Origin of the sequence: Hymenobacter humi, from assembly GCF_042665855.1 — a bacterium.
GTDB classification, from domain to species: domain Bacteria; phylum Bacteroidota; class Bacteroidia; order Cytophagales; family Hymenobacteraceae; genus Hymenobacter; species Hymenobacter humi.
Genome location: NZ_JBHTEK010000005.1, coordinates 19037 through 39454, shown reverse-complemented (window position 1 = coordinate 39454; position 20418 = coordinate 19037). Strand labels below are relative to the sequence as shown.

Here is a 20418-nt window from a genome sequence, read left to right as displayed (position 1 = left end):
GCCGCTACGTTAGCTAAGGCATGACGAAAGCTGTTTTTGTTGCCGCCGCGGAGCCCTACAGCGGCAAGTCCCTCGTGGTGCTGGGTTTGGTGAACATGCTGTTGCGCCAGGCCCGCCAGGTGGGATTCTTTAAGCCCCTCATCGACCACGACCCGGCGCAGCAGCCCGACGCCCACATCAACACCGTAAACCGGTATTTCAAGCTGCCGCCTGCTTCCCCCTCCCCTACGCCTTTACCCGGGCCGAGGCCCTGCGGATGATGGAAGCCGGTGCCCAAGGCGAGCTCATTGATACGGTCATCCGCAAGTACAAAGAGTGGGAAGACAGCTGCGATTTCACCGTGGTGGAGGGCAGCGACTTTTTGGGCGCCGGCATCGCGTTCGAGTTCGACGCCAACGTCTCCATTGCCAAGAACCTCGGGGTTCCCGTCGTGCTGGTCGTGACGGGCGAAGACAAGAGCACGGCCCAGCTTATCAGCGCGGTGCTCACGCAGCTCCAGGGCTTCGAGAGCCGCGAGGTGCCGGTGCTGCTGGTAGTGGCCAACCGCGTGGCGCCCGCGCAAGTCGACGACGTGCGCACGCTGCTGCGCAGCCAGCTGCCCGAGGGCGTGCTGCTCGCCCTCATCCCCGACGACCCTAACCTGCTGCACCCCACCGTGCGCGAAATCTTCGCCGAGCTCGGCGGCAAGCTCCTGTTTGGTGAGCCGGAGCTGGGCGGGCAGGTCGACCACTACGTCATCGGGGCCATGCAGGTGCCCAACTTCCTGAACTACCTCCAGGAAAACGTGCTGATTGTGACGCCCGGCGACCGGGGCGATATCATTCTGTGTGCGCTGCAGGCTAATTTGTCGTCCACGTATCCGCGGGTGGCGGGCATCGTGCTCACGGCCGGGGCCGAGCCCGACGAGCCCCTGCGCCGCCTGCTCGAGGGCCTGCCCAACGTGCTGCCCATCCTCGCGGTGCCTACCGGCTCCTTCGAAACCACTACCCGGGTGGCGGCCATTCGCTCGCGCTTTTCGCCAGATAACCCGAAGAAGATTCAGCTGGCTCTGAGCACCTTTGAACGGTACGTGGACGTGCGGGCCCTGGAAGAAAAGCTGGTCAGCTTCCGCCCTCAGGGCCTCACGCCCCACATGTTCCAGTACCGGCTGCTGCAGTGGGCCAAGCGTGAGCGCCGCCACGTGGTGCTGCCCGAAGGCAACGACGACCGCATTCTGCGAGCCGCCGCGCAACTGCTCGCCCAAGACATCGTGGACCTGACCATTCTGGGCGACCCGGCCGAGGTAGCCGCCTCGGCCAAGCGCCTGGGGCTGAGCTTCCCCTCCGGCCACCTGCGCATCGTCGACCCCGTGCACTCCGAGGAGTACGCCGACTATGTGGAGACCTTTACGAGCTGCGGAAGGACAAAGGCGTGAACCACGACATGGCCCGCGACCTGCTGCGCGACGTGTCCTACTTCGGCTCGATGATGGTGTACAAAGGCCACGCCGACGGCATGGTGTCCGGGGCGGTGCACACCACGCAGCACACCATCCGGCCGGCGCTGCAGTTCATCAAGACCAAGCCGGGCGTGTCGGTGGTGTCGTCGGTGTTTTTCATGTGCCTGCCCGACCGGGTGGCCGTATTCGGCGACTGCGCCGTGAACCCCAACCCCACGGCCGAGCAGCTGACCGAAATCGCCATTTCGTCGGCCGACAGCAGCCAGGCATTTGGCATCGAGCCCCGCGTGGCCATGCTCTCCTATTCTTCGGGCAATTCCGGGGCCGGGGCCGACGTCGACAAAGTGCGCCGGGCCACCGAGTTGGTGCGCCTAAAACGGCCCGACCTGAAAGTGGAAGGCCCCATTCAGTACGACGCGGCCGTGGACCCGCTGGTGGGCCGCCAGAAGCTGCCCGATTCGGAAGTGGCCGGCCAGGCCAGCGTGCTCATCTTCCCGGACCTGAACACCGGCAACAACACCTACAAGGCCGTGCAGCGCGAAACCGGGGCCCTGGCCATCGGGCCCGTGCTGCAGGGGCTCAACAAACCCGTGAACGACCTGAGCCGCGGCTGCACGGTCGAAGACGTGTTCAATACGGTCATCATCACGGCCATTCAGAGCCAGCAGCTGTCCGCATGAATATTTTCGTCGTGAACTCGGGCAGCAGCTCCATCAAGTACCAGCTGTTTCGCTGGCCGGCCGAGCAGCCCGTGTGCAGCGGCCTGGCCGAACGCATTGGGCTGGAGAATGCGGTCATCACCCACAAAACCCAGCGTGATGGCAAAGAGCAGGTGACGCAGCGGACGCTGGCTCTGCCTGACCACGAAGCCGGGCTGCGCGAAGTCGTGGCCTTGCTCACGGACCCCGTGGCGGGCGCCCTGCGCGAGCCCGGCGAAATCGACGTGGTGGGCCACCGGGTGGTGCACGGCGGCGAAGCCTTTGCCGCCACCACGCTGCTCGACGAGCCCGTGAAAGCCGCCATTCGCGGGCTGTTTGCCCTGGCCCCGCTGCACAATCCCGCCAACTACCTCGGCATCGAAGTGGCCGAGCGCCTTTTCCCCGGGCCCGGCAAGTGGCGGTGTTCGACACGGCCTTCCACCAAACGCTGCCCGAGTACGCCTACCGCTACGCGCTGCCCGAGCGGCTGTACACCGAGCACGGGCTGCGCGTTTACGGTTTTCACGGCACCAGCCACCAGTACGTGGCTGCCCAGGCCGCTGCCTACCTCGGCAATCCCGACGCCCGGATTATCACGGTGCACCTCGGCAACGGCTGCAGCATGGCCGCCGTGCACCAGGGCCGGTCCTTGGATACGAGCATGGGCTTCAGCCCCTGGCGGGCCTCGTGATGGGCACCCGCTCCGGCGACCTCGACCCCGCGGTGGTGCTTTTCCTGCAAAGCCAGTTGGGCTACACGCCGGCCCAGGTCAGCACCCTGCTGAACAAGGAAAGCGGCATGCTGGGCCTCACGGGCTTCAGCGACATGCGCGACATCACCCGGGCGCTCAACCAGGGCGACCCCAAAGCCGAGCTCGCCTACGACCTGTATGCCTACCGCATTCGCAAGTACATCGGGGCCTACGCGGCCGTGCTCAACGGACTCGATGCGCTGGTATTCACGGCCGGCGTGGGCGAAAACGATGCCCTGGTGCGCTCCCGCGCCTGTCAGCAGCTCAACTTCTTCGGAATTGAGCTGGATGAAGACCTCAATCAGCAACGCTCGGCCGGGCTGCGCGACATCAGCCGGGCCGGGTCGCGGGTGCGGATTCTGGTGATTCCCACCAACGAAGAGCTGGAAATAGCCCGGCAGTGTGCTTCGCTGCTCGAAAGTCCTGAACCCAGCCACTAGGCGGCTGTCAGGCTAGACTTACCACCCGAGACGTGGGGCCATGGCGGAGCCGTCCCTGCAAAGCCTTTCGGCCTGAGCTGAGCGCGGCCCGGGGTGAATTGCTTCCCTGCTGGCTCGGCTCAATTTGAGGGAGAAGATTACACGCGTTGGCAACGCTATATTCGCTTGGCCCTATTGGCTTTAACCTAACGTTCGCATGAAGCTCGGATTTCTCAAATATTGGCAGCTGCTACGCGAATCGCTCTGGTTTGTGCCGGGCCTGATGGTGGTCATCTCCATTGCGGGGGCTTATGGCCTGGTGCGATACGACGCGCGCACTACGGTGGAAGGCACCAAGTTTTTCCCGCTGCTATTCGGCATCGGGGCCGATGCCTCGCGCGGCATGCTCACGGCCATCGCCGGCTCGATGCTCACGGTGGCTACCCTTGCCTTTGCCGTCACCTTGTCGGCTTTCTCCCAAATCAGCACTCAGTACTCCCCGCGGGTGCTGCGCAACTTCATGCGCGACGATGTGAACCAGTTCATCATGGGCTACTTCGTCGGGGTGTTTGCTTACTGCCTGGCGGTGCTGGGCACCATTCGCGGGCCCGAAGAAGGCAAGTTCGTGCCTTCCACGGCCGTGCTGGCGGGCCTGGTGCTGGCCATGGGCGGCGTGGCGGCCCTGGTTTTTTCATTCACCACATCGCCGAATCGCTGCAAACGGGCACCCTCGTGCGCCGCATCACCCTCGAAACCGTGGAGGGAATAAACGACCTGTTTCCCAACCACCTTGGCGAGCCCGTGGCCGAAGAATCGCAGGCCGCCGCCGCCGAGCGCCTGCTGGCCGAGCAGGCCGGCTGGCACCCCTGCCGGCCACTGCCTTCGGCTACCTCCAGCGCATCGACGTCGAAGGGCTGCTGCAGTGGGCCATCCGCCACCGGGCCATTCTGCGGCTCAATTTCATAGTGGGCTCGTTTGTGGGACAGGGCCAGCCGCTGTTCAGCGTGCACCCCGAGCCGGATGCACCCCGGCCCGCGGAGTGGCCCGAAAACTTCATGAAGTACGTGAGCCTGGGCCGGCACCGCAACATCGAGCAGGACATCGGCTTTGGCATCCAGCAGCTGGTCGACATTGCCCTCAAGGCCCTCTCGCCGGGCATCAACGACACCACCACGGCCATCATGGCTGTCGACCACCTGGGCGAAATCAGTGGGCAGCTGGCCCGGCAGGAGTTTCCGGTGCCCTTGCGCGGCGACGGCCGCCAGCTGCGCCTGGTGGTGAGCACCCCCACCTTTGAGGACTATATCCGCCTCTCGTTTGACCTGGTGCGCATTAATGCCCAGGGCAATCCGGCCGTACTGCAACGCATGTTGCGGGCGTTGGCCCTGGCCGGTGGGCAGGTTATCCGTGCCGAGCGCAAAACGGTGTTGCGCCATCAGGCAGAAATGGTGCTGGCCTGCGGGCTATCAACCGTTCAGACGGAGTACGAGCGAGAGCAGGTGCACTCCCTATACCACGAGCTGTGCCCTAATTGGGAGTAAATGAATGGGTTGAGCTGAATCCGGCGAAGGCTTGTCCGCATACGGCGAAGGCTCGATGTTTTGGCTCGGGTCTTAGCGGCCGGTGGCCATGGCTTTTAGCTCAACTTTAGGACCAGGCGCCCGCCAACCCCAGGCAATAGTTGAGCAGGCTAGGGCTGTGGTGCGGGAGGCAGCAGCACGCTCACCAGGGTACCGCGCCCGGCCGAGGAGCGGAGCCGGAACTGCCCGTTGAGCAGCTGCACCCGGTTCTGGATTATTTTCAGGCCGGAGCCAGCATTCCGGGGCTGGGAGCTGTCGAACCCCTGGCCTTTGTCGTAGGCTTGCAGTACCAGCCAGCCCTGGCGCTGAAACAGCGATAAAGTGCCGGTACTCGACTGGGCGTGCTTTACAATGTTGGTGGCCAGCTCCTGGGCCATGCGATAAAGCGCCAGCGCCAGGGCTGGCGGCAGTTGCGGCAGGGCGTCGGCCACGCAGGTGAGGCGGCACTGGGGCGTGCTGGTGGCCTGGCATATTTCCCGCACGGCCGCCACCAGCCCAAAGTCTTCCAGAATGGTGGGGATGAGCTCATGGGAGATGGTCCGGGTTTGGGCAATGGCCGTCTGGAGCAGCTGCAGGGCCTTGCCGTGGCTGGAGGCCAGCGCCGTGGGGTCGGTGAGGGCGGGCAGCTGGCCGAACTGCAGCTGGGCGGCGTACAGCAGCTGGCCCAGGCCATTTTGGAGGCTTTCGGCAATGCGGCGGCGCTCCACCTCCTGGGCATGGAGCACGGCGTTGGCCAGCTGCTGCTGCTGCACCAGCTGCAGGCGCATGAGCTCGGCGGTGGCGTTGCGGCGGGCGGTGATGTCGTGCCAGCTCACCACCAGGCCGTCGCCGAAGGGCGCAGCGGCCACGTGGTACCACGTCTCGGTGCGCGGCTCGGGGTAAGAAAGCTCAAAGTCGCGGGGCTGCTGCTGCTGCACAACCTCGCAAAACCGCGCGTACACGCCACTGGAGCGCATCGTGGGCTCTTCCTGCAGCAGGCGCAGGCCCACTAAGTCGCGGCGCTCGAGCAGGCGGTGGGCCGCATCGTTGGTGAGCACCCATTCAAAATCGACGATGTGGCCGGCTTCGTCGCGCACGCATTGCAGCACTTCGAAGCTGTCCAGGGTGGCGTTGAACATTGCCTGGAGCAGGTCTTTGGTTTGTTGTACTGCGTGCTCGGTCTGCTTGCGGGCCGTAATGTTTTCGATGGCCATTACCACACCGTCGCCGAGCTGCACGGCCGTCCAGCGGTACCAGCCTTCTATGCCGGGGGCACGAAAGAAGTGTTCGAGGTCGAGGGCCGCCCCGGTTTCGGTGGTGTTCACCACGGCATCGAATAGCCCAATTTCCCTCGCAAAGGGCCAGTCGACGAGCATGCGCCGGCCCGTTATGGCCTGGCCGGCCAAGGCGTCGGCCGCGGCATTGGCCATCACCACTTCGAAATCAGTAATCTGGCCCTCGGCGTCGCGCACGCTGCGCAACAGGTGCATAGCCAGGGGCGAGCGGTGGAAGGTTGCCTCGAGCAGGCTCTGACTGGAATGCAGCTCGGTGCCCAGCTGCCGGCGCTGGTTTACCTGCCGGGTGATGTCCTGCCAGTACACCAGCACTTCGGTGGGGCCGGGCTGGGTGGTCATTTCTATCCAGCACTCGGGGCGGGGCAACCAGAACTCGCCGGTGACGGGCCCGGGCGCGCGGGCGGCTTCGTGCAGGGCTTCCTGCACTTCGGCGGGCAGGTCGTCGGGCAGCGCCTCGGCCAGCGGCCGGCCCACCAGCGCGCCGGCCGCACAGCCCAACAGGTGTTCGGCCTGTGCGTTCACCAGCGAGAACTTACCCGACCGCTGGAGCACCAGCACGGCCCACGGCAAGGCCTGCAGCACCTGCTGGGGCAGCAAAGCGGGCTCACCGGTGTCGGTGGGCCGCGGGGCGTTGAACAGGTGGTCGGCGCTCATGCTGATGTAAAGCCATCTCCAGACGGTTTCAGGTTTTGCCAACGACCCGCTTCCATCTGCTTCGCCTGGGGCGGGTGCAGCGGAGTCGACCGTAATTTCCAAATTTAGGAATCCGGGCAGCGTGTTACAAGCAGAAGTATACTACTTACAACCAGAATCTTCTCCTCTCGGCCCGGATAGTCGCTAGTACGCAATTTCACCTTCCAGGTGCAGGGTGGCGTTGGGACTGGCCCGGTCCGCCAGCGTCACCCCCACGTAGTAGCCGCTGGCCCGGTCGAACCGGCCCGTGCCGCCAGAGATAATGTGCCGGATTGTGACCAGCAACTTTCCATCGGCTTGCGGCATGGAAGTGCCCGTAAAGGTCGAAAACAGCTGGTCGCCGTTGGCGGCCGTCATGGTCGAGGTACCGCTCAGTGCATAGGGTGGCGTTTGGGTAAGCACCACCGTAGAATAGGCCTCGAAGGTGGCCTTGCCCACGTGCGAGGCCTGGCCCGTGCCGGTGATGCGCTGCTCCTGCCGGGGCGGACCACTGAGGGAAACCGAGGTTGTCTCAAACACACCCTTAAACGGTACGGCGTGGCTGATAACCACCGCCCGGCTAAGTGGGGAGAAGCCCGCCGCAGCCTGCACCGCGCGGGGCCCTTCCAGCACCACCTCTTTCGAACAGTTACCCAACAGGCAGGCCGCGAAGGGCATTATTAGCAGCAATGCTTTCATAATGCGGAGGTTAAGAGGTGATTGGAATGTATTTGCTTACGTGGCCATTACTTTTTAGGATGCAATTAATTATCCTATATATTATAAATTATGAGATAAGCCAAGCCCTCCCCTTCCGCCTTGGTTGGGTAGAAAGTTGAGCTAAAACCAACCGGTTCCCAGCCGATGAAAGGGGGCAGTGCTACATCCCATTCAAACGACCCGGGTATGGAAACGGCTCAACTTTCAGCTGCTGTGCTCACCCGTCGATTACCGAACCCAGGCGCCTGCCTCTTAGCCAATCGGGCTACTGCCCGGGCTGGACGAGGGATGGTTTTCTGGCATTTAGCAACGATTTGATAATACTCCGAACAACTTGTAGCAACACCAGCCGGGGACCTTTGCAGCATAATTCACTGCTATGGCAACTCCTCGACTCCCGTTCGTTACTTCCCTTGTATTCCTGTCATTGGGAGCAAGCTTTACTGTCCTTGCGCAGAGCGGGGGCACCATCCGGGGCACCGTGCGCGAGGCCAAAACCCAGGAGCCCGTTATTGGCGCCAGCGTGGTGGTGGACGGTACCAGCATCGGCATCGCCACGGATTTGGACGGCACGTTTTCGCTGGCCAAGGTACCGGCTGGCATGCACACCCTGCGCATCAGCTCGGTGTCGTACCAGCCCAAGAGCATCCCCAGCCTGCAGGTGGAAGCCGGCAAGGTGGTCGTGGTCAACACGACGCTCGACGATGCCGCCGCAGCGCTCGACGAGGTGGTGGTAACGGCCCAGCGGCGCACCAACACGGAAGTGGCCGTGATTTCGGAAGTGCGCAACGCGCAGGCGGTGGCCGTGGGCGTTTCGGCCGAGCAAATCGTACGGTCCCAGGACCGCGACGCCGCGCAGATTGCGCGCCGGGTGCCGGGCGTTTCCATTCAGGACAACCGCTTTGTGCTGGTGCGCGGCCTCACCCAGCGCTACAACGCCGTGATGCTCAACGACGTCATGACGCCGAGCTCGGAAGTTGACACCCGGGCTTTTGCCTTCGACATGATTCCGAGCAACGTCATCGACCGCATGCTGATTTTCAAATCGGGCTCGGCCGAGCTGCCCGGCGACTTTGCCGGCGGCGTTATCAAGCTGTATACCAAGCGCGCGCCGGAAGAGAACTTCACCAACTTCAGCCTGCAGGGCGGTTACCGCCAGGGCACCACCTTCCAGCAGGTGCAGCAGGCCGAGGGCGGCAAGTACGACTTCCTGGGCTTCGACAGCGGCAAGCGCACAATTCCCAACAACTGGCCCACGCGCCTGAGCGACGACTACTCCACCGGACTGCGCGCGGCCTACGCCCGGCAGCTGCCCAACCGCTGGGGTGTGAACTCGCTGAAAGCCGCGCCCGATTTGCGCCTGTCGTTCAACATGGGCCGCCGCTTCGAGCCGGGCCAAAAGCAGGTGGGCACGCTCACCAGCCTCAACTACGGCAACTATCACCAGTCGACCAACGCCCGCCTGAGCTTCTACGAAAACGGAGCCGACCGCAACCAGGCGGCTTCGTTCTACAACGACCGGCTCTTCAGCAACGAGGTGCGCCTGGGCGTGGTGCAGAACTTCTGGCTGCGCCTGAACGGCCGCAACACGCTGGAATTCAAGAACCTGTTCAACCAGCTGGGCACCTCGGAAACGGTGCTGCGCGAAGGCCAGGACATCACCCAAACCAGCAACGATGTGCGCGCTTATTCTCAGCGCTTCGAAAGCCGCAGCATCTACTCCGGGCAGCTGGCCGGCAACCACGAGCCTGGCCGATGATAAAACCACGCTGAACTGGGTAGGCGGCTTTGCCTACACCCACCGCACCGAACCCGACTGGCGCCGGGTGCGCTACATCCGGCCCCTGGGGGTGGTGCAGGGCGAAAGCACGCCCGCGCCGTTTGGCGTCTCGACCCCCAACGACCCGAGCCTGACCGAATCGGGCCGCTACTTCTCCAACCTCAACGAGCGGGTAAGCACGCTGGCCGTCAACGTGGTGCACCAGCTTACCAAGGACACGACCAACCGCGAGGGCGGCATCAAGCTGAAAGCCGGCCTGTACACCGAGCGCAAGGACCGCGACTTCAGCGCCCGGTTCTTCGGCTACGGCAGCGTGGGCAACACCAGTGTGGCCCGTACCCTGCCGGTGGGCCAGGTGTTTGCCCCCGAAAACCTGACGGGCCGCGATGGCGGCTTTACGCTGGAAGAAGGCACCGACCCGAACGACTCCTACGCCGCCCACAACACCCTGCTGGCCGGCTACGCCAGCGTGACCGTGCCAGTGGGCAAGTTTACGGGCACGGCCGGCTTCCGCGGCGAATACAACGACCAGCAGGTGACCAGCGAGCTGCGCGGCGGCGGCCTAACCGACGGCGGCCGGCGCATCTTCAGCCCCCTGCCCTCGCTCAACCTGACCTACAACCTCAACGACCGGATGCTGGTGCGCGCGGCCTACGCCTCCACCATCAACCGCCCGGAGTTCCGCGAGTGGCCCCGTTCCGCTTCTACGACTTCAACCTCAACGCCGACATCCAGGGCAACTACGCCCTGCAGACGGCCAAGGTGCAAAACCTGGATTTGCGCTGGGAGCTCTACCCCACCACCGGCGAGCAGATTACGGTGGGCGCGTTCTACAAGCACTTCACCAACCCCATCGAAAACTACCTGCTCACCACGGCTTCGGGCGCCAACAGCCTGAGCTACGCGTTTGTGAACACCAAGTCGGCGCAGAACTACGGGGTTGAGCTGGAAGTGCGCAAGTCCCTGGGCTCCTTCTCCGACCTCCCGCTGCTGCAGCGCTTTTCGGTGGTCGGCAACGGCTCCTACATCTTCAGCCGCATCGACCTCGGCGAGACCGTGCGCGTGCCCGACGCCAGCGGCCGAGTTGAGCCGCAGAACGTGACCGACACGCAAACCCGCCGCCGGCCGCTGCAAAACCAGTCGCCCTACCTCATCAACCTAGGCGCCTACTACACCGACGAAGCGCACGGCACCCAGCTCAGCGCCATGTACAACGTGGCCGGCCCGCGCATCTACGCCGTGGGCACCGTGGTAAACCCCACCGTGTACGAGGCCTCCCGCAACGTGGTGGACTTGGTGGCCACCCAGCGCCTGGCCAAGCACTGGGAGCTGCGCGCCGCCCTGCAGGACCTGTTCAACCAGCCCGTGAAGCTGGTGCAGGACTCCGACCGCAACGACCAGTATTCCAAAGGCGACCAGACCGTGCGCAGCTTCCGCCGCGGCTCCAACACCTCTCTGGGTGTGACTTACACCTGGTAAGCCCGCGCAAGCGGGTTTCCCTTCCTCCTGGTTCATTTCACCCAAGTTCCTCTATGAAACGCTTCCCCAAAATGTTGTTGCTGGCCATGCTGGCCCTGGCTTCCACGGCCTCGCTGAGCAGCTGCGAAGACAACAACGACAACGCCCCTACCGCGCAGGAGCCCAGCGGCCCCATCGACGGCTCGGGCCGCGTCATCATCACGGGCGACATCACCACGAGCCGCACCCTGCGGGCCAACGAGAAATACCTTTTACAAGGCTTCGTGTACGTGCGCAGCGGCGCCACGCTCACCATTGAGCCGGGCACGAAAATCTTCGGTGACCAGGCCTCTAAAGGAGCGCTCATCATCGACCGCGGGGGCAAGATTATGGCCGAGGGCACCCAGACTAACCCGATAGTATTTACCTCGGCCAAAGCCCCCGGCAGCCGCAACTACGGCGACTGGGGCGGCATAGTACTCATTGGCTCGGCGCCCATCAACCAGTCGCTGTCTACGCAGCCGGAGGGCGGCATCGGCGGCACCTTCGGGGGCACTAATTCTGCAGATAATTCCGGAACCCTGAAGTACGTGCGCATCGAGTTTGCGGGTATTCCTCTCTCCTCGGGTGCTAACAGCGAAATCAACGGCCTGACGCTCTACGGCGTGGGCTCGGGGACTCAAATCGACTATGTGCAGGTGTCGTACTCCGGCGACGACTCCTACGAGTGGTTTGGCGGCACCGTGAACGCCAAGCACCTGGTGGCCTACCGCGGCTTCGACGACGATTTCGACACGGACTTTGGCTTCACCGGCAAAATTCAGTACGGGCTCTCGCTGCGCGACCCGCAGTACGCCGACCAATCTGGCTCCAACGGCTTCGAGTCCGACAATTTCAACCCCGGCACGCCCGCCACGGGCAGCAACGCCGGCCTGCCCCTCACGGCCCCCGTTTTCAGCAACATAACCGTACTGCTGACGAGCAGCACGCCCCCGGCCACGCAGCAGTCGGGCAGCGGCGTGTACCAGTCGGCGTTGCACCTGCGGCGCAACACCGCCACCAGCGTCTACAATTCGGTGTTTGTGGGCCACCCCGAAGGCCTGCGCCTTGATGGCACCGCCACGTGGGCTAACGTGCAGGACGGCGGGCTGAACCTGGCCGGCGTGGTGCTGGCCAATTCGAGCCGCCCGCTGCGAGCCGCCAACAACACCGGCACCGGCGCTTTCACCGATGCCGACGTGGAGCAGTGGTTCAGCGCCGCTGGCAAAAACAACTCCGTCGTGGCCGGGGCCAACCTGAGCACGCTGGGCTTGAGCGCCACCGCCTTCAACCTGACGGCCCCCGGCCTGCTGCTCGCCAGCACCTCTCCCCTACTCACGGGCGCCGTCTTCACCGGCAAAGCAGCCGACAGCTTCTTCGACAAAGTAACCTACCGGGGCGCCTTCAACGGCACCGCCAACTGGACCCAGGGCTGGACCAATTTCGACCCGCAGAACACCGCCTACTAGCTACCTGCGGCCAGCCGCGTTTCAAATCAAAAGACCGGAGCCTGCAAAAGGCTTCGGTCTTTTTTCTGTCTTCTTGAGCTGATGTTTCGGTGCGGGAGTGAGATTGCATTGAGCCATTTATCACTGATGGCTGGGTAGCAAGCCGTGGTTGCCAAAGCTTTATCAGGTATAAAGTCAACAAGCGGCTCAACCTCCTTGCCTGCATTTGAATCCTCCTCATCTTATTGGCTAGGCACTCAAAGCCGCCCGGATAGCCACAAATTCGGTAAGATTATTCAGGTCGATGATGCCTTGAAGGCGGTTGTTTTCCAGCACCGGATAAAAGGCGTTCGACTGCTGCATGGCGTTGGCAAATACCTGCGACAGTTTGTCGCCCACCTGCACCGTCTCAAAATCCCGTTTCATCACTTCGGTCACCGCCGCGCTTTGGCGCTTCTCGCGCAGGGCCTCCAAAATCAGCTGCCGCGGCATCACTCCCACCACCCGCTCCGCGTCCACCACCAGCAGGTCCTGGTCGGAGCCGGCCAGCAGTTTGTCGGCGGCGGCCTGCACATTGTCGGTGGGCGCCAGGGTCAGGAAATTGGTCATCATGGCGTTGCGCACGGTATAGTCCCGCAGCAATTCGTTGAACTCCACCGACAGGGCTTCGGCGTGGGCCCCGAAGTACACAAACAGCCCAATCAGCACCAGAAACGGATTGCTCAACAGCCCAAAAAACACGAAGGCCAGCGCCATCAGCTTGCCCAGGCCCGCGGCGAAGCGGGTGGCCCGCAGGCGGTCGAGCCAGAAGGACAAGAGGGCCCGCAGCACCCGACCCCCATCCATGGGAAAAGCCGGCAGCAGGTTGAACAGCGCCAGCGTCAGGTTGAGCTGAAACAGCGCCGACACAAAATCCTGCGCCGTGGTTAACCGGCCGATGTCCGGCACCGCAAACGCCGCGCCCGATACAAAAGGGTACAGGCCCAGCGCGATGAGCACGTTGACGGCCGGACCGGCCAGCGCCACCAATAGCTCCTGCCGGGGAGAGTCGGGCAGCTGCTCCAGACTCGCAATGCCCCCAATGGGCAGCAGCGTAATCTTGCGGGTAACAAAGCCAAAATGTTTGGCCGTAAGCGCGTGGCCCAGCTCGTGCAGCACCACGCAGGCAAACAGCACCAGCACGAAGCCCACCGCCGCCAAAGTAGCCGCGGTGCTGCTGCCGCGCAGCACCTGGGAATAGATAATGAAGCCGAGCAGCAGCAGGAAGGTCCAGTGAATTAAGATTGGAATGCCAGCAATCCGGCCAATCCGCAAGGAATGTTTCATGTGATGGAAGCTAGAAAAATGAATAGCCAAGAGGTCCGGAGGCTGTGCTCTGCGCGGGCCGCAGCTTTGGCAAAGAGCGTGGTTGAGACAGAATTATCGGAATCAAAAGATAGGCGCCTGAGTAGGTTCCGGCGATGACAGCAGTTATGAGCGGCATTGATTTATATCATTGAAGCAACTCCGATATCAGGTCATAAATTGAGCTGAACAGTCTTACACCTCCCCTCCTGCTTTCGCTTCATTCCTGCACCTGCATGCTTTTCTTTAGCAGCAGTACGGTATTAAAAAACCGGCCCCAAGAGGTAATCTACATGGCCAGCAAGATGCAAGGTCCTGCTTTATCTGGCGGGCGCTGGTCAAAGCATTTCTACCGCTACGGCTGTCATCCTGAGCAACGTGAAGGACCTTCTCACCGCTGAATAGGTCGTGCAAACGTGAGAAGATGTTTCGTACCTCAGCATGACAGGAGGCGTGAATAAAATTCTTTGCCTTGCTCAGGTAGCGACCCATCAATTAATATACAAAATTATTACTATCAGGCAGTTATAATTTATGCAATCATTGTTCTACTTCTCTTTTTCTCTACTATTACACGAAAACATTCAGCTCTAATTAGACCGAAAATAGCCGGGTGATTCTCTACATCTCTTTAAATACACTTCTATCTAATTAGTACTTGTAATACTCAGGTCCTTCAATTAAAAAACGGGTTAACCTCTACTTTTCTACTTTTATAACATTACTCTTCTCTTCTTCTACCTTATCGGATGCATGCCCAACGGTGAGTTGTCGTTGCATCGTATTTTGTTCTACTTCTCTACTTTTCTCAAAATCCACTTTTACACTAATTGATTACATCAGCATAGTTTATAAAAATGGTGGAGTTCTCTATCTTACCCTTCGTATTATTCTCTACTTCTCCTATTCCATTTATCTCTACATCATCTCCGCTTTAGAGAAACGCGTTTCTCTGGCTTACTCTTCTCTACGTGTCTACTTAAAGAGAAGAATCGAAGTTTACTTTTATCTTTCTCTACTTTTCCTTTATTCTACTTTTCCCTTATTCTACTTTCCAGCTATTTTTTCTGCATCTATTACCGAATCCACTAGTTACACTTCTCTACTTTACTACTTCTCTGTATTTCTTCTTATACACGTCTCTTCTTCTCTTAAAATATTTTTCTCCATTAGTACACTTCTCCTAGCGCAACCATACATTTGTTGTCAAGGGGTGCGAGCGGGCCAAACAGTAAGCCCTGCCGGCAAACCCCTGGTTGCAACCAATGGCTAAAATCATCAGCTTCGCCACCCAGAAGGGGGCTCCGGAAAATCTACCCTGGCCCTGGTGCTTGCCGCGCCTCTGGCCACCGAATACGGCCTGCGCGTGGCCGTGCTCGACTGCGACTACCAGCAGAGCATCGTGAAGACCCGCGAGCAGGTCGACGCCGACAATTACGCCGAGCTCCTCAAAACCAACCCGACGGCTCAATATCCCTACGAGGTATTTGCGTTGGGGCTCGAGCAGGTGTTTGACTTCATCGATGACCCGGCTAAGGATTACGACCTGATTATCATCGACGTACCGGGGCGGGCCGATGGCGACGACGTGTTCAACGTGCTCACGGCTTGCGACGCCGTTATCATCCCTCTGGTGTCTGATTACCTGGACCGGGCGTCTACGGCCGAGTTTATGAACATCCTGGAGGCCATCAAGAAATCGGCCGATACGCACGGCATCGCCTTCCAGTATTTCGGCTTGTCGACGAAGCGTGTGGCGGGTCGCCGGGAGGAAAAGCAGATGGACGACTACATCGACGGGCTGGGCCTGGCGCGCTTCCGGTCGTATCTGAGCCACCGCGTGGCTTATTCGCGAGCCTCGACGCTCTACAGCCTGCTCAACCCCGCGTGGCTGCGCTACGCCGGCGGCAACAAGGAAACGGCCGATGAAATTCGCCGCCTCTGCGAAGAGCTGATTGCTCGCCTCGAGCCGCCCGCCCGCCAGGCTTCAACCGGCACCACTGTCACCTCTTCCACCACCTCTGTCGCCTAGTTCTATGTTCAAGCCCGCCAAAATTGAAACCCGCCGGGGCCGAATCCCGGTTTCCGAAGAAGCCCGCCGGGAAGCCCGCGCCGGAATGGGAGGAGAGCAGACCGCCCTGGCCGCCGGTACAGCGGCAGTCGCCGTGGCCCCCACTCCGGTTGAGCTGGCTGTGGCCCCGCCCGAGCCTCCGGTAGAGGCTACCACAGCCCCCGCGCCCGTATCCCGGCCACGGGCGGCTAAGGCGGCGCCTGCGCCCGTGGCCGCCGTCGTTGCTGACCAGGAGCATTCGGTGAAGCTCTCGAAGTCGGTGGTGCACGAAATCAAGCTAACGCTGGCCTTGCTGCAAGGCGGAACCGATAATCCGACTAACATCAAGCAGTACCTGGAAATGGCCCACCGCCTCCTGGATGCTCAACTCCGCAAGTCCGGCAAGCTGCCTACGGTGAATCGGTAGGGCTGTGGTGCTTTGTTTCGCTTACGTTGAATGAGGCTTTGGCTGAAGCTGAAAGCCAGGGTAGGGGAGGGGTTGCCGGCTTACGCTGCTGCATGGCTGCAGGGGCTCTTGGGTGAAACGTCCATGCTATAGCGAAAGGAAAGTAGCCATGCTCCGGTAGCGCTGGGAATAGGCTTTCTCAACCGCTCAGGTTGTTTCGCGGCTTATAAAAACTTTCCTTTCGTTCTCGCTTGCCTTGGCAGAAACCTAGAAGTGGCTTATAAAACCTTTCCTTTAGCAGGGGCAGATGTGCTGTAGGGGCGCTTGAGTCATTTGAATGAGGGCAGTTGGTAGCGATTGCAGCGGCACTTATAAAAACTTTCCTTTAGAAAGAGTAAGTTGGTTAGGTCCAGCTTATTATTTGCCCCGCTAAGGTTCAAGCTAGGCTTTGGTGTGTGGCAAAGAGCATGGAACGCGCTGAATTAACGCTGGAAATGCAGCAGTTAGGAAGGGTTGGGATTAAAATTAATAATAAATATTATTAAAGTGCAATCACGTAATGCGCCTGGGTGCATTTCCCATTTTTGTTGTCTGTTTCTCGTCTGATGGCCTGCCTTTTTCTAAATGCTTTTTTCGCCCACACAAGGTTGTGAGATTTGTTAGTTATTTGTCTTATTTGTATGCGTTATAAGTGATTGATTGTTAGGGCCCCCAGAGGTCGTAAAGAAAGGTTTTATAAGCGAAAGGAAAGGTTTTATAAGCGGAAAGGAAAGGTTTTATAAGCGAAAGGAAAGGTTTTATAAGTGGAAAGGAAAGGTTTTATAAGCGAAAGGAAAGCACGTTGAGAAAAAGCTTTCCTTTCCGCTTTCATTGTGGCTGCTCGCGGCTATCTTTACTTTCCTTTCCACGAATGCCAGGGTATGCAAGTATCTGACCTAACGAATCCTACCGTCAGTTCGACCACCGGGCTGGAAATCCGCCAGCACAACGCCATCACCACCGCCCGGTATGAGATGACGGCCTGTGAGATGGACATCGTCTTTTACCTGCTCTCGCTGCTCAAAAAGGAAGACCGGGTGGGCACCTTCTACCGGGTACGGGTGCTGGACCTGCAGCACCTCACGGGCCGGCAGTGGAACTACCAGCAGTTTTTGGAAGCCACCTCGGCGCTACGCACCCGCGAGTACGTTATCGAAGACAACAAGCGCATTCTGCAGGTGGGCCTGCTGGCTTCGGCCGAATACATCAAAGGAGAAGGGGTAATTGAGCTGGAAATCTCGGAGAAAATCCGGCCCTATCTGATTGACTTAAAGCGCAACTTCACCAGCTTCCGGCTGCAGGCGGCCTTTAGCTTGAGCAGCAAGTACGCCAAGCGCGTCTATCAGATTGTTTCCCAATGGAAAGACAAGTCCGAGTCGCGCACCTTCAGCCTGCACGACCTGAAGGTGATGCTGGCCCTGAAGGACCCCAAGGGCCTCGAACCGGAGCAGTACACCAAGGTGTCGATGTTTCAGAAGTACGTGCTCGATGTGGCGGTGACCCAAATCAACCAGCACACCGACCTGCACATCGGCTACGAGCCTGCTCAAGAAAGGCCGCTCGTTTGAGAGCATCCGCTTTTTGATTAAGCAGCAGGCTCCGCAGCAGCTGCCGCTGGCATTTGAGCAACCACTCGACGATGCGCGCCAGCAGATGGCCCGCCAACGGCTGGCGGAGCTTGACATCCGCGATGCCCGGCTGGTGGCGCAGGTGCTGGGCGAGGCCCGGTTGGTAGATGAGTTGTTTGCGTTTTGCTATAAGCTCAAAACCGGGAAGGTTAAGGCCACGAGCAACCCCGGCGGGCTGTTTCTGACGGTGGTGGGCCTGCGCAAGTCAGTCGCCGGCGCTTAGAGGGCGAAGATTACGCCGGCTGATTTCAATTAACGGAGGGGTGCGACCAGGGTAGCAATCAACCCGAAAAAGCCTGACGAGACTCAACTCCTGAGCTGAGCATAGTCAATGCAATGGCAGGGCAGGGGCTGCATCTTTGCCCCAGCGCCGGGAGCTGCGCGTACGGTGGTCCTCCATGTCATTTACACCCGTTGCGATGGCTTTCACACGCAGGCGTACAGCGTGACCAAACCAGTTTGACTAAAGTCGTGGGCGCCGAGGAGCCCTCTTTACCAGGCATGAAAACCATCCTGCTGCTCTGTGGCATTCTTGTGCACTCGATTGTTGGCTTGGCCCAGCAAATTCCCTCCGAGGAAGTGCCGCCGCTCGCTTTCCTGGCCCTGCAAAAGCAGTACCCGGCAGCCTCAAAGGTGCAGTGGAACCGGATTCACGGGCTGTATGAGGTCCACTTCGTGGTGGGCGATGACGAGCACGAGCTCCGGTACCGCGACAACGGGGACCTGGATGCCACGGTAACCGCCATTGAAACCAGCGCCCTGCCCGCTCCCATTCGCCAGTGGCTGGCCACCCGTTACCCGGACCTCAACTTTTGCAAAGCGGCCAAAGTAGTAAATGCGGCTTCGGGGGAAATGACCTACGAAGCCGAAGTCTGCGAAAGCAGCCTCCGCAGCATCATTGCCTTTACGCCCGAGGGCAAGGAGCTACGCCGCCCGCATAAAATCAGAAAGTAAGCCGATGATTATTGCTTTTCCGGCGGGTAAGGGCACGGTTATGTTGGCTGAGGGGCTTGCGCTGCCCTGCAATTAGCTCAACCGAGCGCGAAAACATTGAGCCAGGAGGTAAGAATTTGGCTGCTGTGTTTGCTAATTGAGCCCGCTCCGTAATCCGGGCAAGGAAGTGAGGCATGCGCGCAAGGGCGTTGGAAGGAACTGATAACGCGCAAGCTGTCAGGGCTCCGCTGGCGTAACCGGTTATCGGGAAGCCTGTCAAATCAATTTCGGGTTGGGCTAACATTCCACCGCTGCCGGACGAGCCCGGAGCGTAAGCGCAACCGGAAAAGTAAATGTCCCTTAATATTGGCGCTGGTAACGGTCGTTACCACTTCGTCGAATTCCAGACGAAAAACCTGGCGGGCTTCAACCCAAGCGTACCAGGTTGTAGGGGAACTCCACAAACCAGAAGCCAATAAGAAATGACAAAAATTAAAGTAGCAAACCCGGTAGTTGAGCTGGATGGCGACGAAATGACGCGCATCATCTGGAAATTCATCAAGGACAAATTGATTACGCCGTATCTGGAGCTGGATATCAAGTACTTCGATTTGGGCATTGAGCACCGGGACGAAACCAACGACCAAGTCACCATCGATTCGGCCAACGCCATCCGGCAGTACGGCGTGGGCATCAAGTGCGCCACCATCACGCCCGACGAGGAGCGGGTGAAGGAGTTCAATCTTAAGCAGATGTGGAAGTCGCCGAACGGCACCATCCGCAACATCCTGGACGGCACCGTGTTCCGCGAGCCCATTGTGATGAGCAACGTGCCCCGCCTCGTGCCCAACTGGACGGCCCCGATTTGCATCGGCCGCCACGCGTTCGGCGACCAGTACCGCGCCACCGATTTCGTGACCAAAGGCAAGGGCAAGCTCACCATCACCTTCACGCCCGAAGACGGCGGCGAAGTGCAGTCGTTCAACGTCTACGACTTCAAAAGCGACGGCGTGGCCCTGGCCATGTACAACACCGACGAGTCCATCCGGGGCTTTGCCCACGCCTGCTTCAACCAAGCGCTGATGAAAGGCTGGCCGCTGTACCTGAGTACCAAAAACACCATCCTGAAAAAATACGATGGCCGCTTCAAGGACATCTTCCAGGAAATCTACGAGCAGGACTACACGGCCAAATTCAAGGAGGCCGGCATCACCTACGAGCACCGCCTGATTGACGACATGGTGGCCTCGGCCCTGAAATGGAACGGCAACTTCGTGTGGGCCTGCAAAAACTACGACGGCGACGTACAGAGCGACACCGTGGCGCAGGGCTTCGGCTCGCTGGGTCTGATGACCTCGACGCTGGTAACGCCCGACGGCAAGACCATGGAAGCTGAAGCCGCCCACGGCACCGTGACGCGCCACTACCGCGACCACCAGGCGGGCAAGCCTACCTCCACCAACCCCATCGCCAGCATCTTCGCCTGGACCCGCGGCCTGGAGTTCCGCGGCATTCTCGACGGCAACCAGGAGCTCATCGACTTCTGCAAAGCCCTGGAAACCGTGTGCATCGAAACCGTGGAAAGCGGCAAGATGACCAAGGACCTCGCCGTCTGCATCCACGGCAACAAAGTAGAGCACGGCCGCGATTACCTCTACACCGAGGAGTTTCTGGCGGCGCTCGACGAAAACCTAAAGGCAAAACTGGGCAAGTAAACTCAAGGCCCTTGACCGATGACAAA

16 protein-coding genes and 3 pseudogenes are annotated in these 20418 nt (G+C 60.4%); 16 read left to right on the top strand and 3 right to left on the bottom strand.

Translation table 11 applies throughout. From position 1 onward, the window contains the following. The first annotated feature begins 20 nt into the window (after positions 1 to 20). The 7 genes and pseudogenes from ACFQT0_RS29010 (at position 21) to ACFQT0_RS28980 (ending at position 4847) form a co-directional block, all read left to right on the top strand. Complete coding sequence (locus ACFQT0_RS29010) at positions 21 to 260, top strand: AAA family ATPase (protein WP_380206812.1); 240 nt, start codon at positions 21 to 23, stop codon at positions 258 to 260. Continuing rightward, positions 257 to 2118: pseudogene (gene pta, locus ACFQT0_RS29005) on the top strand (phosphate acetyltransferase). The gene ACFQT0_RS29010 and the pseudogene pta overlap by 4 nt, the downstream one beginning before the upstream one ends. Then, positions 2115 to 2827: pseudogene (locus ACFQT0_RS29000) on the top strand (acetate/propionate family kinase). The pseudogenes pta and ACFQT0_RS29000 overlap by 4 nt, the downstream one beginning before the upstream one ends. Continuing rightward, a complete protein-coding gene (locus tag ACFQT0_RS28995; RefSeq protein WP_380206810.1) occupies positions 2827 to 3327 on the top strand; it encodes a hypothetical protein in 501 nt (166 codons plus the stop codon). The pseudogene ACFQT0_RS29000 and the gene ACFQT0_RS28995 overlap by 1 nt, the downstream one beginning before the upstream one ends. Positions 3328 to 3523: 196 nt before the next feature. Further along, positions 3524 to 4075, top strand: coding sequence for a DUF2254 family protein (locus ACFQT0_RS28990; protein ID WP_380206809.1), 552 nt, complete (start codon positions 3524 to 3526; stop codon positions 4073 to 4075). Beyond that, complete coding sequence (locus ACFQT0_RS28985; protein WP_380206979.1) at positions 4039 to 4272, top strand: hypothetical protein; 234 nt, start codon at positions 4039 to 4041, stop codon at positions 4270 to 4272. Before ACFQT0_RS28990 ends, ACFQT0_RS28985 begins: the two co-directional genes overlap by 37 nt. Beyond that, positions 4164 to 4847 (top strand): DUF2254 family protein, encoded by a 684-nt coding sequence (locus ACFQT0_RS28980; RefSeq protein WP_380206964.1) that lies wholly within the window; start codon positions 4164 to 4166, stop codon positions 4845 to 4847. Before ACFQT0_RS28985 ends, ACFQT0_RS28980 begins: the two co-directional genes overlap by 109 nt. Positions 4848 to 4996: 149 nt before the next feature. On the opposite strand, the gene ACFQT0_RS28975 is transcribed toward ACFQT0_RS28980, so the two are convergent. Next, entirely contained in the window at positions 4997 to 6814 is a 1818-nt protein-coding gene (locus tag ACFQT0_RS28975; RefSeq protein ID WP_380206807.1) for a sensor histidine kinase, read from the bottom strand. A 183-nt stretch (positions 6815 to 6997) separates the two neighbouring features. After that, positions 6998 to 7531 carry a hypothetical protein gene (locus ACFQT0_RS28970; protein ID WP_380206805.1) on the bottom strand — a complete coding sequence of 178 codons (534 nt, stop codon included), beginning with the start codon at positions 7529 to 7531 and terminating at the stop codon, positions 6998 to 7000. 448 nt (positions 7532 to 7979) lie between these two features. Here ACFQT0_RS28970 and ACFQT0_RS28965 point away from each other — a divergent pair, with 448 nt between their 5' ends. The 3 genes from ACFQT0_RS28965 to ACFQT0_RS28955 all read left to right on the top strand — a co-directional run bounded on the left by ACFQT0_RS28965 (position 7980) and on the right by ACFQT0_RS28955 (position 12298). Next, a complete protein-coding gene (locus ACFQT0_RS28965; RefSeq protein ID WP_380206803.1) occupies positions 7980 to 9311 on the top strand; it encodes a TonB-dependent receptor in 1332 nt (443 codons plus the stop codon). Then, positions 9229 to 10230, top strand: coding sequence for a TonB-dependent receptor domain-containing protein (locus tag ACFQT0_RS28960; protein WP_380206801.1), 1002 nt, complete (start codon positions 9229 to 9231; stop codon positions 10228 to 10230). Before ACFQT0_RS28965 ends, ACFQT0_RS28960 begins: the two co-directional genes overlap by 83 nt. Positions 10231 to 10864: 634 nt before the next feature. Then, a complete protein-coding gene (locus ACFQT0_RS28955; protein ID WP_380206800.1) occupies positions 10865 to 12298 on the top strand; it encodes a cell shape-determining protein MreB in 1434 nt (477 codons plus the stop codon). Between the two features lie 228 nt (positions 12299 to 12526). Here ACFQT0_RS28955 and ACFQT0_RS28950 read toward each other — a convergent pair whose 3' ends face one another. Then, entirely contained in the window at positions 12527 to 13603 is a 1077-nt protein-coding gene (locus ACFQT0_RS28950; RefSeq protein WP_380206798.1) for a site-2 protease family protein, read from the bottom strand. A gap of 1324 nt (positions 13604 to 14927) precedes the next feature. Between ACFQT0_RS28950 and ACFQT0_RS28945 the strand changes: the two are divergent. From ACFQT0_RS28945 to ACFQT0_RS28920, 6 genes and pseudogenes are all read left to right on the top strand, one after another. Continuing rightward, a pseudogene (locus tag ACFQT0_RS28945) lies at positions 14928 to 15653 on the top strand (ParA family protein); the annotation flags it as partial. A 4-nt stretch (positions 15654 to 15657) separates the two neighbouring features. After that, complete coding sequence (locus ACFQT0_RS28940; RefSeq protein ID WP_380206796.1) at positions 15658 to 16098, top strand: hypothetical protein; 441 nt, start codon at positions 15658 to 15660, stop codon at positions 16096 to 16098. An 899-nt stretch (positions 16099 to 16997) separates the two neighbouring features. Further along, positions 16998 to 17684 (top strand): replication initiation protein, encoded by a 687-nt coding sequence (locus tag ACFQT0_RS28935; RefSeq protein ID WP_380206794.1) that lies wholly within the window; start codon positions 16998 to 17000, stop codon positions 17682 to 17684. 13 nt (positions 17685 to 17697) lie between these two features. Further along, positions 17698 to 17967, top strand: a complete 270-nt coding sequence (locus ACFQT0_RS28930) for a hypothetical protein (protein WP_380206793.1) — start codon at positions 17698 to 17700, stop codon at positions 17965 to 17967. Positions 17968 to 18245: 278 nt separating this feature from the next. Further along, positions 18246 to 18698, top strand: a complete 453-nt coding sequence (locus tag ACFQT0_RS28925; RefSeq protein WP_380206792.1) for a hypothetical protein — start codon at positions 18246 to 18248, stop codon at positions 18696 to 18698. 461 nt (positions 18699 to 19159) lie between these two features. Next, on the top strand, positions 19160 to 20392 hold the full coding sequence (locus tag ACFQT0_RS28920) for an NADP-dependent isocitrate dehydrogenase (RefSeq protein ID WP_380206790.1): 1233 nt from the start codon (positions 19160 to 19162) through the stop codon (positions 20390 to 20392). Positions 20393 to 20418 lie beyond the last annotated feature (26 nt).

Bases quoted from the DNA above. Each gene is read 5' to 3' on its own strand.
- ACFQT0_RS29010 (WP_380206812.1), top strand. From the start codon at position 21: ATGACGAAAGCTGTTTTTGTTGCCGCCGCGGAGCCCTACAGCGGCAAG.
- ACFQT0_RS28970 (WP_380206805.1), bottom strand. From the start codon at position 7,531: ATGAAAGCATTGCTGCTAATAATGCCCTTCGCGGCCTGCCTGTTGGGT.
- ACFQT0_RS28990 (WP_380206809.1), top strand. From the start codon at position 3,524: ATGAAGCTCGGATTTCTCAAATATTGGCAGCTGCTACGCGAATCGCTC.
- ACFQT0_RS28960 (WP_380206801.1), top strand. From the start codon at position 9,229: ATGTGCGCGCTTATTCTCAGCGCTTCGAAAGCCGCAGCATCTACTCCG.
- ACFQT0_RS28925 (WP_380206792.1), top strand. From the start codon at position 18,246: ATGAAAACCATCCTGCTGCTCTGTGGCATTCTTGTGCACTCGATTGTT.
- ACFQT0_RS28935 (WP_380206794.1), top strand. From the start codon at position 16,998: ATGCAAGTATCTGACCTAACGAATCCTACCGTCAGTTCGACCACCGGG.
- ACFQT0_RS28955 (WP_380206800.1), top strand. From the start codon at position 10,865: ATGAAACGCTTCCCCAAAATGTTGTTGCTGGCCATGCTGGCCCTGGCT.
- ACFQT0_RS28920 (WP_380206790.1), top strand. From the start codon at position 19,160: ATGACAAAAATTAAAGTAGCAAACCCGGTAGTTGAGCTGGATGGCGAC.
- ACFQT0_RS28950 (WP_380206798.1), bottom strand. From the start codon at position 13,603: ATGAAACATTCCTTGCGGATTGGCCGGATTGCTGGCATTCCAATCTTA.
- ACFQT0_RS28995 (WP_380206810.1), top strand. From the start codon at position 2,827: ATGGGCACCCGCTCCGGCGACCTCGACCCCGCGGTGGTGCTTTTCCTG.
- ACFQT0_RS28975 (WP_380206807.1), bottom strand. From the start codon at position 6,814: ATGAGCGCCGACCACCTGTTCAACGCCCCGCGGCCCACCGACACCGGT.
- ACFQT0_RS28940 (WP_380206796.1), top strand. From the start codon at position 15,658: ATGTTCAAGCCCGCCAAAATTGAAACCCGCCGGGGCCGAATCCCGGTT.